Source organism: Serpentinicella alkaliphila, from assembly GCF_018141405.1.
In the GTDB taxonomy this organism is placed as follows: Bacteria; Bacillota; Clostridia; order Peptostreptococcales; family Natronincolaceae; genus Serpentinicella; species Serpentinicella alkaliphila.
Genome location: NZ_CP058648.1, coordinates 1,537,492 through 1,554,724, shown reverse-complemented (window position 1 = coordinate 1,554,724; position 17,233 = coordinate 1,537,492). Strand labels below are relative to the sequence as shown.

Here is a 17,233-nt window from a genome sequence, read left to right as displayed (position 1 = left end):
TAGAAGTTGTTTATTCCTAAGTGCAAATAAAAAAGCCTGTATCCTTAATATACGATAAGGATATAGGCTTTACCTCTTTTATTTGATTATTTAACTCCTTTTTTGACAATTATCTCTTCTACTGCTTTAACAATATTGTCTTTTGTTAAACCATATTTTTTTAGTAAATCATTTGGACTACCAGACTCCCCAAATGTATCATTTGTACCTATTCTTTTTAACAGAGCAGGATAGTTTTCTGAAATTACTTCAGCTACTGCAGAACCAAGACCACCTATAATATTATGTTCTTCAGCCGTAACTATCGCACCTGTTTCTTGTGCAGCTTTTATAATAATATCTTTATCGATTGGCTTTATAGTATGAATATTTATTACTCTTACTGAAACACCTTTGCTTTCAAGCTCTTTACTCGCTTCTAAAGCCTCGCTAACCATTATACCTGTTGCTATTATTGTTACCTCCGAACCCTCTTTAAGTAAGCTTCCTTTTCCAATTTCAAACTTATATGTACTTTCATCATTTATTACAGGCACTGCGGATCTACCAAGTCTAACATATACTGGTCCGTTATAATCAGCTATTGCATGAATCGCCATTTTTGTCTCTACTCCATCTGCAGGTACTATAACTGTCATATTTGGTATAGCTCTCATACAAGCAATATCCTCTAAAGATTGATGAGACGCACCGTCTTCACCAACAGTTAAACCTGCATGTGTTGCACATATTTTAACATTTAGTTTAGGGTAGCCTACAGAATTACGTATTACTTCAAAGGCTCTACCAGTGGCAAACATGGCAAAGGTACTAGCAAATGGTACCTTGCCGACGGCAGCTAAACCAGCAGAAATACCGATTAAGTTTTGCTCTGCTATCCCTACATTAAAAAATCTCTCTTTATATTTTTTAGCAAACCCTGCAGTTTTAGTAGATTTAGATAAATCAGCATCTAAAACAACAACACTTTCATTTTTTTCACCTAATTCTACTAGTGCCTCCCCATAAGCATCCCTTGTTGCAATTTTACTCATAGCTACTCACCTCCTAATTCTATAAGTGCTTTTGTTTTGTGTTCTAATGTTGGGGCAGTCCCGTGCCAATCAACAGCATTTTCCATAAAGGAAACACCTTTACCCTTTACGGTTTTCGCTACAAGTACAGTAGGCATACCTAGCACTTTTTTTGCCTCTTTAAGAGCATTTAATAAGTCTTCAATTGAATGTCCATCAACTTCTATTACATTCCATCCAAAGGCTTTAAATTTATCTCCAACTGGGTCTACACCCATTATATCTTTATTAAAACCATCAATTTGGAGCTGATTATAGTCTACTATAGCTGTAAGATTATCCAGTTTATAGTGAGCTGCAGCCATAGCGGCCTCCCAAACTATTCCCTCTTGTAATTCTCCGTCACCGAGTAGTGTATACACTCTAAATTCTTTTTTATCTAATTTAGCAGATAAAGCCATTCCAATCGATGCAGAAAAACCTTGACCTAAGGATCCCGTAGACATTTCAACACCTGGAGTACCTTTCATATCTGGATGTCCTTGCAACATAGAGTCTATTTTTCTAAGTCTCATTAACTCTTCTTTTTGGAAAAAACCTTTTTCTGCTAAAGTAGCATATAATACAGGTGCAGCATGGCCTTTGGATAATACAAAGCGGTCTCTATCTTCCCATTTTGGATTATTAGAATCAACTTTCATTTCATCAAAATAAAGTACGGCTAAAATATCTGCAGCTGAAAGGGATCCTCCTGGATGCCCAGAGGCTGACTCATGTAGCATTTCAATAATATGTTTTCTAATTATATTAGCCTTTTCTTGTAGTACTACTACTTGTTCGTTCAAACTTATCTCCTCCTACTTTTTTATTTCTTTAAACCCTTCACCTAAAACCTCGTGAACAGTTGTAACCATAATAAAAGCTTTATCATCCATATCATAAACTAGTTGTTTAAGCTTTGCAACCTCAACTCGGTTAACTACACAGAGTAATACGTCCCGTTTATTACCTGTATAAAGGCCACGACCATATAATGAAGTAACCCCTCTACCTAGTTCTTGTAATATCTTTTCCCCAACCTCCTGAGGATTATTACAAATAATATAAAATGCTTTAGCATAATTAAGACCTTCTACTATAAAATCCGCAAGTTTTACTAATATGTATAAGGCTATTACAGAATAGAGTGAAGTTTCTATATTTCTATCTACTATTCCAGCAAAAGTAACCACCATTAAATCTAGTAACATCATTATTTTTGCTATACTAAAAGATGGAAAACGTCTATTCAAAATTGCTCCTGCTAAATCTGTACCACCAGTAGTCGCACCAAACCTAAAGACTATTCCTAGACCTAGTCCGAGGACTATCCCCCCATAGATTGTAGCTAAAAGTAAATCGTGTGTAATCATTGCCCCTTTTCCAAAAATAATTATGAAAAGACGAATAAAGCCTGATAGCGTAACTGTAGCAAAGGCTGTTTTAAATCCAAATGCCTTTCCTAAAACTACGGAACCCATTAAAAATAAAGGTATATTGAATACTAAATTCGTAATATCAATTGGTAAACCGGTCAATTTTTCGATAATTATTGCTAGCCCAGTAACTCCACCGGGAGCGATTGTATGGGGCTTCAAAAAAAAGTTTAATGCAAAAGCTATTAATGCACAACCAAAGGTTATTCCAATATAATCCACCACAATATTATATTTTTTATTATTCAAGATTAAACCTCCCTACCCTAAATCTATTTTAAAATTTTTAAAATAAATCTAGGTAGACTCATCATACGTTTATATCTCCATGGCTCTTTAGCTAATCTATAGAACCACTCCATTCCTAGTTTTTGAAAGATTTTTGGTGCCCTTTTAGCAGTTCCAGCATAAATATCTACACTTCCACCAACGCCCATTGCTAAATTACACTTCAATAAGTGCTTGTATTGAGAAATCCACTTTTCTTGCTTTGGTGCACCTAAGCAGACAAATAGAATATCTGGGTTAATACTATTAATTTCGTTTACAATTCCAGATTCTTCATCCTTGGTGAAATACCCGTCATGAAAACCGCCAATTTTTATACCAGTAAATCTATTTTCTATGTTTTTGCATGCTAAATCCGGTACCCCAGGCTTTCCACCTAATAGATATATTGTCTTACTTTCTCTTCCACAATATTCAAGTAAACTATTCATTGTATCTATACCCGTTACTCTTTCAGTTAACCCTAGGCCTTTTATTTTAGAGGCTATAAGTAGACCTATTCCATCCGGTAGAACTAAATCTGCATTTTTTAAAATGCTCAAAAATTCCTCATCTTCTTGAGCTAGCATTATCATCTCTGGATTAGGTGTAAATACACTACTTAATCCTGGTGTTTCTATTAGTTTCTTGATTTCCTCGATGGCCTCACTTCTTGATACCATATCTACAGGTACCCCTAATATATCAACTTGTTTTTTCATACTTAAATCTCCTTCTGCAAAAAGTCCTTTAATATATTTATATTTATTGAGGCTTTTTGTTTTAGTTGCTCTTTAGCTAATAATATCCTTTGTTTATATTCATCTTCATTTAATAAAACTTGGTCAATAATTGTCCATAAGTGTATTTGGTCAAGTTCTTCTACTTTTCCACCACTAGGCTGGTTAATAATCTTTAAATAACTTGAAATTTTAGCCTCATATTCTAAGCCTACTACGGGGGTTCCAACTATGGTTGCAAAAATTAGGGAATGTAGTCTCATTCCAATTAATAAGTCTAACTCACTTATTATCTTAAGGATTTCTTTTGGACTTATCTCTTCATGTATTAATATTGGCACCTCTGTCATTAGGGCCTCGATTTCACTAGAAATATTTAAATCCGTTGGGAACTGCATTGGTATAAATATAACTTCAAAATTCCTTTTAATTAGATAGTCTGCAGTTTTTGCAATAATCTCCTTGTATCGTTCCTTCCCCATCCAGTCCCTTAAACTAATTCCTATCTTTCTTTTATCCCCATGCTTTTGAAAGGATTCTAACTCTAATCTTAAACTAAAAACCGCATCAGCTGTAACTGTTATTTCTTTATTAATTCCTAAGGACTGCATTCTCTCTTTGGACTCGAAATCCCTTACAGTAATTACATCAACTTGATTGATTAAATATCTTATAATTCTACGATTTATTAATCTATTTATCGGACCAAATCCATTTCCATAAAACATTACTTTCTTTCCGTATCTTTTTGCAGTCCAAATTATCCATAAATAGTATAATAGGGATCTACTACTAGTAACATCTTGGAGTATAGACCCCCCACCACTTATAACAACATCCGCATTTTTTATGGCATTAATTATTTCCGTAAAACGATTTCTACTAACCGCTCTAATTTGAAATAGTTCCTCAGTGTGTTCAGAATTGTAGGTTAAAGCAGTGATGTTTGCATCTGGCATAATATCTTTAATATTATCTACAAGTGCACTTAATATTGCTTCATCCCCTGTATTTTTAAAGCCATAGTATCCAAAAATAAAAATGTTTTTCATTTAGTTCTCCTCGCTCACCAAGTAACTATTCGTATAGATTTATTTTTTTAATCTTGTCTACGATTTTTAACAAAAGTATAAATGCTAAAATATATATTGCACCAAAAACTATTCCAATACCTAATGAATATACAGTCCTAATAACAGATAAATATACAGGGGTTCTAAGGTGACTAAAAGTGTTTACTATTGAGGTTTGACCTATAACAGCTAACAGCCCTGTCATAAATATTAAAGCTTTATATTTCTCTAATGCAAAGAATATACCTGTCATCAATATTGGGAATGCAATTAAAAATTCTTTAGTTCTCGGTCTTGCTAAAAGATTTTCTTCTAAAATATTTCTTAAAACCAACTCAAATTCAGAAGGTTGAATATTTGTTTCATGTCCTGTTCTTGCAATATATATATATCCGACAATTAAGAGAATACCGCCAATTATTGCATGAAATACCTTTATATTATCAAATAACAGGGCCTTAATATCATTTATCTTAACTTTAGATGGCTCATTTTTAATATCTTTTGAGTTATACCCAAAATAAGCAAAATAGATTAAGCCATATATTAGAAAAGGGGTTAATTGACTAAATTTTACACCTCTAAATATATCTAACTCCAGTAAAAACTCAATATTTGATAAAATTGATGCAACAAATATTGCTCCAATACCTGAAATAGCTGATACTATAATTAGATCCTTTATGGCAGTAACTATTTTTTTGCCTAAATTCATTTCTTTGTCACTTACATAATAATTGTAACAAGCATGACAAAAGTAAAGCATACCTAGGGAAGGGAATATAATGGCTGCACCTAGAGCCATAACCTTTTCCATTAAATAAGGCCTAATAACAAAAGCTAATGGTGTTCCTAATATACCCAATATAAATAGGCTATATTTTACTCGATTCTTTAATTTAAATAAATAGGATAAAAGAAATACTCCTGCTGCTACAATTCCCCAGGCCATTAATGTCTGTTTGATGAGCCTTACTCTAATTGGTCTCATCGCTTGGGTCATACCTAATTCTATCCCATGTGTTCCTATTCTTCCCTCAAATCTATTAAACATTTTCTCGTATTCATTAAAATCAGTTACGTACTCCACCTTATTTTTCTTAAATGGTCTAAAATATATGGTTCTAATATTCCTTTCAGTAACAGCTCTATACATCATATTTTCTATTTCCTCTGCACCAGAGTAGTTCGCAAATTGGAAACGTTCCTGCATCCATGGCAATATTGAGAAAATACGTACAGCTTCATAGTTTAAGGATCTGGTTAGTAAATCTAACCCCCTTTGTTCTATATGCCCTCTTTGAACTGGGGTTTCAATCAATCCAAGTTTAATGTTATTTTCCACCATAAAGTCTTTCATAACATCTAAATTATGAGAATAACCTAATACTTCAGAACCTCCAAATATTAACATAGAAGGAACCATATTATTATCTGTTAAATCTTTTATTACTGCTTCTAAATACTTTTCTCCAACCCATCCGTAAAAGCTAAAAGGTCTAGCTAATACTTTAAGTCCACTCTCTTCAACTTTGTCTATTTTATCTTGACTGAATCCTAAACCAACACGAATTAATTTTGATGATTCGAAGTTTGTACCAGCAGCATAAGCCTTGCCTTGCTCGTCCTTTAAATGAATGTTCTCTATATATAGGGCTTCACTAATACCACCCTTCAATATCGCAAAGTAGCTACCCTCACCTATTACAAAATCAAACTTATCCTCTGTGTATCTACCTTCTAGTCCACCTTTAATAAAATCATACATATCTTGAGATCGTGTAAGTACAACTAAGTCATATTCTCCAACTTCGTTATCTTCCAAATGCTTCTTTAGGATATTGAAATTAGGATGATCCAGCTTTGCATTTTTTATAGCATCTTTTCCTAACATGTATTCAATAGGGTAATTTTGTTGCTCTAATAATTCTATGGTTTCCTCATTGATTGCTACATACTCAATCCCCAGTTCCTTAAAGCTTTGAAGCCACCAACTGATATCATATGATGATTGCTTTGCTAATTCATCTATTTCTCTATAATCCAGAATAATATCTACATATTTATTTTCTGATTCAACCTGTATACGATCTGTCAGAACAATACCTGACACTATAATACTTATAACAAGAAATGCTATTAAAACTATGTTCTTTTTCATCTAATCCCACTCCTTACTGGAAGTTCTATATGGTCTAAGTTCATTTTTTGTATTACTATAAAATTTTACTATTTTATTGATAAATTGTATAGGTATCAATTATTGCTATTGATAATTATCCCACTTAAACCCTCGAATAAAGATAAAAGACTCCCTCATTGTTTGGAAGTCTATATGTATCGCCTAGTTTATTAATTACTTATTATATATCCACCACGTACCATTAAAATTGTATTAGTTGACGCCCTTACACCTCTACCGTCATCCCTCGGAACAATTATTAGGTGATTTGCAGGAATTTGTTCATTTCTTCTAATATCTCTTGCGGCAGTTACATTAGACAAACCTCCTAATTGACTATCAATTGCTAAGGCTGTCCCACCCCTTAGTATAATTTCTGTACTAGCAGAGGCAATAAGACTTTGTCCAGCTTTAAGCTCAACTACTTCAAAAGTTGGAGCTGAACTACCACCTGTATTATTTGATTTGTTTTGGTCTACATAAAACTTTAATTGCTCAATTCTTTGCTCTACATATGACATAGTTACGATAGGATCGTCACTAGACCCTGGCTCTCTAGTATTTGCATATACAAATTGTGTAACAAGTACAATACTAGTAGTAATTACAGCTATTACCGCTGACTTTTTCATTTTTAAGCCCATATGTTAACCCCCTATTAGTATAGTTGTACCTCTAACTTTGACTATCAAATATTATATCATATATATCTAACTATAGAAAGAACATATTAATACTCCTATTTTTCAAAAAATACAAAATAGACCTAAGTAACACCTTAAGCCCATTTTAAACATCAACTAGCCCAAAACTAATTAATAAAGCCTCATTCACCTTTTTCATCATTTCATCATCTAGGTGACCGATCTTTTCATCTAAGCGCCTCTTATCGATAGTTCGGATTTGTTCTAGTAAAATAACTGAATCCTTAACCAATCCATATTCAGAAGCAGAAATTTCAACATGAGTTGGCAATTTTGCCTTGTTAATTTGGGAGGTTATTGCAGTAATAATAACAGTAGGACTATACCTATTTCCAATGTCATTTTGCACTATCAATACTGGTCTTACTCCACCTTGTTCAGAACCAATAACAGGACTTAAATCAGCATAGAAAATATCTCCTCTTTTTACAATCACCTTACTCACACTCCGCTATTTCAGCTTCGTAGCTTTCTAAGGAGTTAACATCTAGACTAAGTCCAGTTTCAGCCAAGGTTAAATTAATAGCAGCCATTTCTTGATAGCCCTTTTTCATTTTCTCTCTTAATTTCATCTTGTTTTTCTCCCTAATGTATAGCTTCATTGCCTCCCTTATAAACTCACTCCTATTGGTTTTTTCCATTGAAACAATAAAATCTACTTCTTTTAACAATACGTCTGGTAAACTAATAATAATACGCTTAGAGTCAGCCATATTTGCACCTCCAAATGATTTCATGATTTTAATGCTATATTATCTGCTATATATAGTCTATATATCCACACCATACATTTATATATATAAATATAGTACATCTATATATTGGTTATTATAATTTTGTCTATAACCCTATTAAATTATACAAAAAAAGTACATATAACTTTATTTTATTTTAACAAAATATCTCTTATATGTACAACGTTATTATCTTCCAAGTATACTCTCGGAACTCTAGTACCTAGCATACATATAATCTCATAGTTAATTGTCCCTAACTGCTTAGCTAAATCATCTACTATATGTCCATCATTTTGAGTATTACTAAATATTATAACTTCATCGCCTACTTTAATGTCTACGGAGGAAGCATCAACCATGCATTGGTCCATACAGATTGTACCTATAACTGGAAGTTCTGTGCCCTTATAAGTTACAGTCATTTTATTTGTTAATAATCTTGATATCCCATCCGCATAGCCTACAGGCAAAGTTGCTATTTTAGTAGTCTTATTTGTAACAAATCTATGTCCATAGCTAACTCCTTGATTCATCTGCACAGTTTTAACATGAGAAACTGTAGTTTTAAGGGCCATCACGGGTTTTAGATTAATCCTTTCTTTATTTACTTCATCCGAAGGATATAGCCCATATAGCATAATTCCTGCCCTAACCATATCTAAATTCATCTCCGGTAAATCAATAACAGCAGCACTATTTGAGCAATGTTTAATAGGAATCTGATATCCTTCACTTTCTAATTCATTTACCAGACTATTAAAGCGATTAAATTGCTCATAAGTAAAGGTCTTATCCCTTTCATCTGCAAGGGCAAAATGCGTATACAAGCCCTGTACCTTTAAATTCTCCATATTGAAAATACTTTTTATAGCATCCTTATCTGATATTTGAAAACCCAATCTAGACATACCTGTATCAACTTTAATATGAATAGTCAGCTCTTTATTCATTTCCTTTGCTATTTTAGCGAAAGCAATGGCCTGATCATAGCTATAGATTGTCTGTATAATGTCGTACTCTAGCAATAGATCCCCTTGATCTATAGGGGTATAACCTAAAATTATTATTGAAACGTCACAGCCTGATTTTCTAAGCTCAATAGCTTCAGTTAATGTAGCAACAGCAAGAATATTAATACCACTTTCAACAAAAACCTTTGCAACATGTGTTGAACCATGTCCATATGCATCAGCTTTTACGACAGCACATATTTCAGTTTTATCTCCGATTAGTTTCTTTAAAGCTTTTATATTATATTTAAGATTATCTAAATTAATTTCAGCCCATGTTGGCCTCAAATAGTGTTTATTTGTGAACATTCTCTAATCCCCCATTACTGTGATTGTGTATTTAAATGAAAAATGTTATCTTCTAGTTTAGGATTGTAATTAAAATCTTCATAATAGACATTAAAAACAGGTTTGTTTTGGCCGTCTAAAATTTGTAATTGTGTTGGGAGTAGACTTTTTCTATCGAACCATAGTTTCTGCTTAGAAAAATGTTGGTTCCCACCTGGAATATCTGTAGAAATAACTATAAGCTGCCTTTTATTATTTGTTTCACTATTAATTTCAGACTCTTTAGAAGTTATATAATTTTTCATAAAATATCCTATAAATAATAACTCATTTTGCTGTTTTTGTGTGAAGTCTATCTTGTAAGTATGATTTATTGAAGGTGAGTATACCCAAGCTATTTTCCCATTAGATACCATCAAATTTCCTTTAATGGAATCTGGGTATAGAACCTCTAATCGATAAGAATCCGGCTTCTTAAATATCTGTTTATACGTGTATTCTGTAATTTCCTCATCATCATTAATTACGTTTACTCTTGCAATACATTCATAGGACTCTAATTCTCCTAGTTTCTTTTGTATCTTATAATAAGCTTCTTTATCTGTAGGTTGATTGCATGCAACTAATAGACTTAAGCATAGTAAAACACATAATACCATTCTACAGATTTTCACATTTATCCCCCTTCGATAAATATTTATATAGCTATAGCTTGAGCAATAGCATTTTCTTTACTATGTGATATGGATATTAATATTTCACATATATGTTTACTATATGCAATTTTCTCTGCATTATTATGCAATTTAACATATGGTTTTCCATGTATATCTTTCTTTATTTCTATATCAGTCCACTTTATACTTTTAATTCCTATTCCTAAGGATTTGGCTACAGCTTCCTTAGCCGCAAAATATCCCGCAAGACTTGTTGATTTGTCACTTTTGTTATACACACTTTCTAATTCAGTGTCATTAAACACTCGTTTTAGAAATTTGGGGTTTTTTTCTATAGCATTTGCAATTCTTCTAATCTCTATAATATCAACACCTAAACCCTTTACCACAATTCCACCTCTTCTAAACCTTAAGTTAAATCTCACTATATAATACCACTTTATTTTATTCTTTTATAGTATCATTATGCAAAATAAAAGAGGGATCCGTATTTTAAAAAACTGATCCTCTCTATCTTACTTGGTTTTAATATCAAGTTTCTCCATCTCATCAGCCCCTACTAGAGTATGTAGGAAGCCATATAAAATTCCAACTTTTTTTTCTACTATTTCCTTTTCTTCTCTTAATTTATTTAGTTTTTCTCTCAAACCATAAATTTCCTTATCTAAGCTATTTAGTTGAGTTTGATTTGTTTGAACATTTTGATATGCAACCTTTACAGTTTCCTTTAATAACTGAAGATTTACCTGTTCAATTTTCTTTGGAAACTCTAAAAGCATATCATATGTTTGATCTATCTCTATATTGATTTGCTCAATTTCACTTTTGCTCTTTTCTATCTCAGGTATATATCGTTCCTCACCCTTGGTATTTACTAAGTCTGATAGGTTTATAACCTTATTCATCAGAACTCTCTTTTTTTCTTTCATTGTTCTCATATGTTTCTGAAGGTTTGCCTCTTCCTTTATTATAACTTCCAATTCCTTTGATATTGAATCCATAGCTCTATTTTTACAATTGTCTCGTATATATAACCAAGTTTTATCTTTAAGCAAAATAGGTATTTTTTTCTTCTTTATAATATTTTCATCTAATTCTATATCTATTGATCTTCTAAAAAACATAATAATCTCCTCTGTTCATAAAATATTCATATTATATTCGTTAAAAAACACAATAATCCTTCAAGACAAAAGTACCATATTGTCCTAAACAAAAAATATTTATTTGTAATGTTTTTTTGTAATTCTGGAAAAAATAAAATGGAGGTGATAACAAATGAAAAAAAGCAATTCAAATACATTAATAGTTATAATTATGTTTTTATTAGTTTTCAGTTTATTTGGTTGTAGAGGAAATACTGAAGATGAAAATAAGAAAAATCCATCTAATAGCCAAAACCAAATGTCAGAGGTTCCAGATGCCTTCGTTGAAACGGAGGATATGCTCAGGGAATTAATTTATGATTTAGATGCTGTCCCTGGTATTGAAAAAGCTTTAGCTGAAAAAGAGCAAAAAAAGGCTGAGGTAACAGAAACATCTGATGTAGATATGCCCCTTGATGAAAAACAAGAAACTGCCGAAAGAGATATAAATATTAATATGCATATCCTCCAAAATAGTATTCTTGTTCACTCTTTATTTGTTGAAGATATAGAAGGTCATGCAGCTGATATCGAAGTACTTCCTAACTCAATTGATGACATATGGTTTGAAATTAATAAAAGAATGAGTGAAATAAATACAAAATGGAACTTAATTGAAAGGGAACTTAAAAAAGTTAACGCTGATCAAGAAAAAGTAAAGGGATATGAAAGCGTTTTTGATGAGGCTACTATAGCAATTCAACAAAGAGACAGAATAACAGGACTAAATCTTATTAACGAATTAACTTATAGACTAGCTGAATTTAGAAGATATTTTAAAGACAAAGTACCTAGTGAAGTAATTAAAATTACTGCCCATAACCGACAGGTTGTTCTTTTAGCATACGAGGATAACTACGAGGAAGCATTACAAGAAACTGCAAAGATAAAAGAATTGTTAAATGCTGTTAGAAATCAGCTTCTAGAAAGAGATGCTGAAGATGTAATACAGAAAATGGAGCTTTCCATAGAAGATTTGGAGGGTGAGTTAAACAAACAGGATTTCTATCTAACACAGCTAAAGGGATCCATTGTAATAAAAAATACAAAGTTGATGGAAGAAGTTTTTGAATCAGTTATTAAAGAATAGCATTAAAAAAGTAAGTGACTACTTGACATCACTTACTTTTTTCTGCTTTAAGCATTGCAATCTCTTCTTTATACAAATTCGTATTTTTATCTATCCAAGGTGTTTCTAGAATACATGGTTTATCTTTAACAAATTCATGATTTACTATATAATGTAGAGCATCATATCCTATATGGTCTAAGCCCTTTGGATTATCAAGACCAGCCCCAATATTTGCATGACGATCCTTTCTTGCTCCCCTGGGATTTAATGACCCATTTATATGGAATACCTCTAATCGGTCTAAACCAACGATTTTATCAAATTCCTCTAAAACACCATCAAAATTATTTATAATATCATAACCAGCATCATGTACATGACAAGTATCAAAGCATACTGCTAGCTTATCCCCATGTATTACACCATTAAAAATAGCTGCAGTATGGTTAAAATCATAGTTTAATTCAGTTCCTTTTCCAGCCATAAGCTCTAACGTTATTTTGACCTTCTGCTCCTTGTAAATGACTTCATTCAATCCTTCAATTATCCTAGCTAAACCTACATCCTCTCCAGTCTTTACATGAGACCCTGGATGAAGAATAATATGCTTTGAACCTATTGCTTCTGTTCTTTCAATTTCTCTAGTCAGAAAATCTACAGCCAATTTGAAGGTACGCTTCTCTGGAGAAGCAAGATTTATAATATATGGTGCATGAACAATAATTTCAGAAATACCATGCTCTTGCATATATGCTTTGCCTTCCTCAATATATAAATCTTCAATCTTTTTTCTTATTGTGTTTTGTGGAGCCCCGGTATACACCATAAATGTATTTGCTCCATAAGAGTGTGCTTCCTGAGCCGCTGAAAGTAATCCCTTACCTGCCATAGAAACATGTGATCCTAATTTCATAAAATGATTTTCCTTTCCTTTAAGCTTTAATTACAGATCTAAATAATTTAGACGTTTGTTAACATCCACATAGTAAGAATTACAGTAAGTATCATTGTATATATAAATACATCCCCAAAAATAATTCTTGTCTCATACCTTTGAATGCAATAATCTGATAGTCTACCAAAAAATGTAGTTACAGGAGTATATATATATCTTTCTGCACTAACCCATCTAGGAAGATGCATATGGAATAAATGATATTTAGACCCTATAATAAACATTCCTAGTCCAAAGAAATATATTCCTATCATAGCTACCATATCCTTTGCACCCCAAAAATCTAATCCAATTATATATTTATTAATAAAGCTTAAATCATATTGAAATGCAATTGCTGCAGGTGCAAGTAGATTGTCCACAAATAAGTTTGGAAATATCCCTATACCGATGATAAATACTGCTAAAACAGACATAGCCACTGACATCCTATGGAAATCACCTTTTATATATTTAAACCTGTCTGGGCACTTCCCAAGGAAAATAAAAACGAAAAACTTAATAAACGAACAAACTGTACCAGCACTAACTAATTTAAAAAATAATTCAGCATACTTATAGGAGTAGTGACCGTATTCATAGGCCTCTATAATAGCATGATGTAATACTGACTTACTAGCGAACCCATTAAAACCTGGCATTCCTGTAATGCCAAATACAGCAATTAAGCACAAGAGAGCAGTAATGGGCATCTTCCTCCATAAGCCACCTAACTCATACATATTAGATTCCTCGGTTCTCATATATACCACACCCGCTACCATAAACAGTAGCACCTTAAAGAAGGCATGATTTACCATATGAAATACACTTCCAACAAACCCCATAGCCCCTTGATGTCCTAAGTATCCAGCAACTCCAACTCCCATAATAATATAACCCATTTGACTAACACTATGGTATGCCAGCATACGCTTCATATTACCCTGTAACAATGCCATAAAAACTCCAATAAGCATAGTTAATATGCCTATCCAAATTAGAACACCACCAACTCTGCTACCCACTTGCCATAATAACTGATTGACATTATCGATATTTCTAACATCTACAAAAAATATTACAGAGAAAACTTTTAGAATCCCATAAGCCCCTATTTTCATTAGCATACCGGAGGATAACGCAATTATAGATATTGGTGCTCTTTGATAAATTCTCGCTACCCAAAAATGAAATGGAACCATACCGGCCTTTACTCCAAAACCAGCTATTAAAAAGAATGCAATAAAGTACTTGATTGCTCCCATTTGACTAAACTCAACAGCCAAATTAGTCCAACTAAAGGTACCTGTATATACGGAAAGCATTAATATACCGCTCAAAATACTAAGCCCACCAATTACTCCCATATAGATATATACATAACCGGCCTCAAGCTGTTCCTTACCTCTATGGTATACCATTAGCGCATAGGAGCTAAAGGTCATTATTTCAAAGAATAGGAAAAAGCTTATTAAATCTCCAGCCATTAGTGTACCAATAGTAGCTATATAAGTGATTGTATAAAAGAAATAATTTATTTTTTCAAAGTCATATAGACCTATAGTCAGCCATAATACTCCTGCTAAAATAATTAATATATAATTTAATAAGTCTATTCTAAAAATCATTCCTGTAGAAAAGACTCTCCCTATTTCAAAGACTATAGGGGCTTTTTTAACTTCACTATAGGTTAGTAATACAAACACAGTCATCAGGAAAATAAATATTTTTACTACTGCCCTTCTAATTTCTCTACTTCTATCTCCAAACAGAGGAAGAATCAATACTTCTAAAACAATAAATCCTAATACCAAAAAAGGCAATCCAAATCTAATTACAAGTTGTGCTAAATTCATTGTTCTCCTCCCTTAAACCTATACAATCTTTAGCAGTAGGAATAGCATTGAAGTTAATACTACAGTATAAATAATAACATCACTATTAATTAATTCTGCCTCATAACGCTTAGTAATACCCTTAGATGCAAGCATTACACCTCTAAACATAGGTTTGTATATAGTATTCTCAATACTAAGCCACTCTGGTAAGTGTAAATGAAATAATCCGAACTTTTTACAAACTAGAAAGATTAGAACACCTAGTAAATATACCCAAACCATACCTATTAAGTCTTTATTATTGAAGAAATTCATGTTTACTATATATTTATCTATAAATGCAGCATCATAAATTAGGTTTCTAGCAGCAGGAATGATAAACTGATTTAACAGATAATTTGGCGCCTGACCAATTAATATTATCATCAATGCCAGAGCACCCATAGCTAAATCCATCATGCCCTTTTCTCCATCAATATTCTTATGCTCTTCAGGTAATTTCCCTAAAAATACGTAGACAAATAGCTTTATAAAAGAGCAGACTGTCCCCGCACTTACTATTGTAAAAGTGATTTCTGCATACTTAAAAACAGGATGACCATAGGTATATGCCTCAATTATTGCATGGTGCAAAATTGACTTACTAGCAAACCCATTAAATCCAGGCATTCCTGTAATACCTAAAATAGCCACAAAACAAACGAACGCAGTGAATGGTAGTTTTTTCCACAATCCACCTAATTTATACATATTTAACTCTTTTGTTCGAAGATAAATTAGGCCTACAACCATAAATAGTAAACCCTTATATAGGGCATGATTAATTATATGATATATGCTTCCAGTGAAACCCATTGACCCCTTATAGCCCAAATATGATGCAACACCAATGCCCATAATAATATATCCCATCTGACTTATACTGTGATAAGCAAGCATCTTTTTCATATTACTTTGTTGAAGAGCCATAAATACCCCAACAGCCATGGTAATGATACCAACCCATATAATCATTATACCTAGCTTCTCAGATACTTCCCAGAGTGGGTCTCCGTAACCGGATATTTCATTCATCGCAGGAACAAAGAAGCTTGTAGCAACTCTTAGCATACCGTATGCCCCTACTTTTATTAAAATACCAGATAGTAACGCACTAGCAGGAGTTGGTGCAACTGGATGTGCCCTTGGTAGCCAAATATGCAGTGGTAGCATACCTGCCTTTATTCCAAATCCACAGATAAATAACATTATTATCAAATATTTTTTCCAACCTAAAGTAGCAAGCTGAGATGCCAAAGGCACAAAACTAATTGTACCCGTATATGAAAACAATAAAATGATTCCTAGTAATAATAAAAGTCCGCCTACAACTCCCATATAAATATAACTATCTCCAGCTAAAATGGACTCCTTTGACTGATTGTGAGCAACTAACATATATGAACTAAATGTCATTATTTCGAAAAATAAAAACATCGTTAAAATATCTCCCGCCATTATTGTTCCTAAAAGTCCACCAAATGTAATTGACATCCAAAGATAGAATCTATTTCTATGCTTCTCAATGCCCATATAGTCATGGGCATAAATAGTTACTACTAGCCAAAGTATTCCAGAAGTTACTAACATAATAAATCCAAACATATCTACTCTAAATGATAATCCATGACCGAAAACCCATGGCATTACGTAGCTAAGTCCACCTCTAGCCACCTGTGGATACATCAGTAAAATAGCTATAAAAGTAATAAATGTAGAATCGACAACAGTAAAATCCCTTAAGTCCTCTGACTTTCTTCCTACAATTGCCTCTATAGGCCCTACGAAAAATGGAAGCGTAATTATAAACAAAGGTAAGTGTTTATATTTAAAGTTTAAGAATGTAACTGCTATACTATGCAAAGGCATTGCTACTTGAGTTAGAAATGCATTATTCGTCCTTGGTAAAGTTTCTACTATAATTAAAGATAGCATCACAATCAAACCTAATACGACAAAAATACAATTTATCGAAAATAAGTCTAACCCCTTTTTAGATCTCTCTTTTACAACTCCCTTTGAAGCATACATTTTTT

The 17,233-nt window shown here is 32.6% G+C and carries 17 protein-coding genes; 1 reads left to right on the top strand and 16 read right to left on the bottom strand.

Going from position 1 to position 17,233, the window contains the following annotated elements; all coding sequences use genetic code 11:
- Nucleotides 1-86: 86 nt before the first annotated feature.
- The 13 genes from HZR23_RS07910 to HZR23_RS07850 form a co-directional block, all read right to left on the bottom strand.
- Nucleotides 87-1,034, bottom strand: a complete 948-nt coding sequence (locus HZR23_RS07910) for a transketolase family protein (RefSeq protein ID WP_132847500.1) — start codon at nucleotides 1,032-1,034, stop codon at nucleotides 87-89.
- Between the two features lie 2 nt (nucleotides 1,035-1,036).
- Nucleotides 1,037-1,858, bottom strand: coding sequence for a transketolase (locus tag HZR23_RS07905; RefSeq protein WP_132847501.1), 822 nt, complete (start codon nucleotides 1,856-1,858; stop codon nucleotides 1,037-1,039).
- Nucleotides 1,859-1,870: 12 nt separating this feature from the next.
- Nucleotides 1,871-2,737 carry a YitT family protein gene (locus HZR23_RS07900; protein ID WP_207667834.1) on the bottom strand — a complete coding sequence of 289 codons (867 nt, stop codon included), beginning with the start codon at nucleotides 2,735-2,737 and terminating at the stop codon, nucleotides 1,871-1,873.
- A gap of 23 nt (nucleotides 2,738-2,760) precedes the next feature.
- Nucleotides 2,761-3,477: a WecB/TagA/CpsF family glycosyltransferase gene (locus HZR23_RS07895; protein ID WP_132847503.1), complete on the bottom strand. Its 717-nt coding sequence runs from the start codon at nucleotides 3,475-3,477 to the stop codon at nucleotides 2,761-2,763.
- A 2-nt stretch (nucleotides 3,478-3,479) separates the two neighbouring features.
- Entirely contained in the window at nucleotides 3,480-4,547 is a 1,068-nt protein-coding gene (gene csaB, locus HZR23_RS07890; RefSeq protein ID WP_132847504.1) for a polysaccharide pyruvyl transferase CsaB, read from the bottom strand.
- A 25-nt stretch (nucleotides 4,548-4,572) separates the two neighbouring features.
- Nucleotides 4,573-6,729, bottom strand: coding sequence for a DUF5693 family protein (locus HZR23_RS07885; protein WP_132847505.1), 2,157 nt, complete (start codon nucleotides 6,727-6,729; stop codon nucleotides 4,573-4,575).
- Nucleotides 6,730-6,920: 191 nt separating this feature from the next.
- Nucleotides 6,921-7,394 (bottom strand): hypothetical protein, encoded by a 474-nt coding sequence (locus HZR23_RS07880; protein WP_132847506.1) that lies wholly within the window; start codon nucleotides 7,392-7,394, stop codon nucleotides 6,921-6,923.
- Nucleotides 7,395-7,539: 145 nt separating this feature from the next.
- Nucleotides 7,540-7,890 (bottom strand): type II toxin-antitoxin system PemK/MazF family toxin, encoded by a 351-nt coding sequence (locus tag HZR23_RS07875; protein ID WP_132847507.1) that lies wholly within the window; start codon nucleotides 7,888-7,890, stop codon nucleotides 7,540-7,542.
- A 1-nt stretch (nucleotide 7,891) separates the two neighbouring features.
- A complete protein-coding gene (locus HZR23_RS07870) occupies nucleotides 7,892-8,191 on the bottom strand; it encodes a CopG family ribbon-helix-helix protein (RefSeq protein WP_330615942.1) in 300 nt (99 codons plus the stop codon).
- 149 nt (nucleotides 8,192-8,340) lie between these two features.
- Nucleotides 8,341-9,510, bottom strand: a complete 1,170-nt coding sequence (gene alr, locus HZR23_RS07865; protein WP_132847509.1) for an alanine racemase — start codon at nucleotides 9,508-9,510, stop codon at nucleotides 8,341-8,343.
- A gap of 14 nt (nucleotides 9,511-9,524) precedes the next feature.
- A complete protein-coding gene (locus HZR23_RS07860) occupies nucleotides 9,525-10,163 on the bottom strand; it encodes a LolA family protein (RefSeq protein WP_132847510.1) in 639 nt (212 codons plus the stop codon).
- Nucleotides 10,164-10,186: 23 nt separating this feature from the next.
- Entirely contained in the window at nucleotides 10,187-10,555 is a 369-nt protein-coding gene (gene acpS, locus HZR23_RS07855; RefSeq protein WP_132847511.1) for a holo-ACP synthase, read from the bottom strand.
- Nucleotides 10,556-10,681: 126 nt separating this feature from the next.
- On the bottom strand, nucleotides 10,682-11,290 hold the full coding sequence (locus tag HZR23_RS07850) for a hypothetical protein (RefSeq protein WP_132847512.1): 609 nt from the start codon (nucleotides 11,288-11,290) through the stop codon (nucleotides 10,682-10,684).
- 154 nt (nucleotides 11,291-11,444) lie between these two features.
- Here HZR23_RS07850 and HZR23_RS07845 point away from each other — a divergent pair, with 154 nt between their 5' ends.
- A complete protein-coding gene (locus HZR23_RS07845; RefSeq protein WP_132847513.1) occupies nucleotides 11,445-12,401 on the top strand; it encodes a hypothetical protein in 957 nt (318 codons plus the stop codon).
- A gap of 28 nt (nucleotides 12,402-12,429) precedes the next feature.
- Here HZR23_RS07845 and HZR23_RS07840 read toward each other — a convergent pair whose 3' ends face one another.
- The 3 genes from HZR23_RS07840 to HZR23_RS07830 are packed head-to-tail and all read right to left on the bottom strand — an operon-like array spanning nucleotide 12,430 to nucleotide 17,228.
- On the bottom strand, nucleotides 12,430-13,296 hold the full coding sequence (locus HZR23_RS07840; RefSeq protein ID WP_132847514.1) for a deoxyribonuclease IV: 867 nt from the start codon (nucleotides 13,294-13,296) through the stop codon (nucleotides 12,430-12,432).
- Between the two features lie 47 nt (nucleotides 13,297-13,343).
- On the bottom strand, nucleotides 13,344-15,176 hold the full coding sequence (locus HZR23_RS07835; protein WP_132847515.1) for a complex I subunit 5 family protein: 1,833 nt from the start codon (nucleotides 15,174-15,176) through the stop codon (nucleotides 13,344-13,346).
- 18 nt (nucleotides 15,177-15,194) lie between these two features.
- Nucleotides 15,195-17,228, bottom strand: coding sequence for a complex I subunit 5 family protein (locus HZR23_RS07830; RefSeq protein ID WP_132847516.1), 2,034 nt, complete (start codon nucleotides 17,226-17,228; stop codon nucleotides 15,195-15,197).
- Between the last annotated feature and the right edge of the window lie 5 nt (nucleotides 17,229-17,233).

Excerpts from the sequence above, each read along its gene's own strand:
- HZR23_RS07910 (WP_132847500.1), bottom strand. The coding sequence starts at position 1,034 with ATGAGTAAAATTGCAACAAGGGATGCTTATGGGGAGGCACTAGTAGAA.
- HZR23_RS07895 (WP_132847503.1), bottom strand. The coding sequence starts at position 3,477 with ATGAAAAAACAAGTTGATATATTAGGGGTACCTGTAGATATGGTATCA.
- csaB (WP_132847504.1), bottom strand. The coding sequence starts at position 4,547 with ATGAAAAACATTTTTATTTTTGGATACTATGGCTTTAAAAATACAGGG.
- HZR23_RS07885 (WP_132847505.1), bottom strand. The coding sequence starts at position 6,729 with ATGAAAAAGAACATAGTTTTAATAGCATTTCTTGTTATAAGTATTATA.
- HZR23_RS07880 (WP_132847506.1), bottom strand. The coding sequence starts at position 7,394 with ATGGGCTTAAAAATGAAAAAGTCAGCGGTAATAGCTGTAATTACTACT.
- HZR23_RS07870 (WP_330615942.1), bottom strand. The coding sequence starts at position 8,191 with ATGAAATCATTTGGAGGTGCAAATATGGCTGACTCTAAGCGTATTATT.
- alr (WP_132847509.1), bottom strand. The coding sequence starts at position 9,510 with ATGTTCACAAATAAACACTATTTGAGGCCAACATGGGCTGAAATTAAT.
- HZR23_RS07850 (WP_132847512.1), bottom strand. The coding sequence starts at position 11,290 with ATGTTTTTTAGAAGATCAATAGATATAGAATTAGATGAAAATATTATA.
- HZR23_RS07845 (WP_132847513.1), top strand. The coding sequence starts at position 11,445 with ATGAAAAAAAGCAATTCAAATACATTAATAGTTATAATTATGTTTTTA.
- HZR23_RS07840 (WP_132847514.1), bottom strand. The coding sequence starts at position 13,296 with ATGAAATTAGGATCACATGTTTCTATGGCAGGTAAGGGATTACTTTCA.
- HZR23_RS07835 (WP_132847515.1), bottom strand. The coding sequence starts at position 15,176 with ATGAATTTAGCACAACTTGTAATTAGATTTGGATTGCCTTTTTTGGTA.
- HZR23_RS07830 (WP_132847516.1), bottom strand. The coding sequence starts at position 17,228 with ATGTATGCTTCAAAGGGAGTTGTAAAAGAGAGATCTAAAAAGGGGTTA.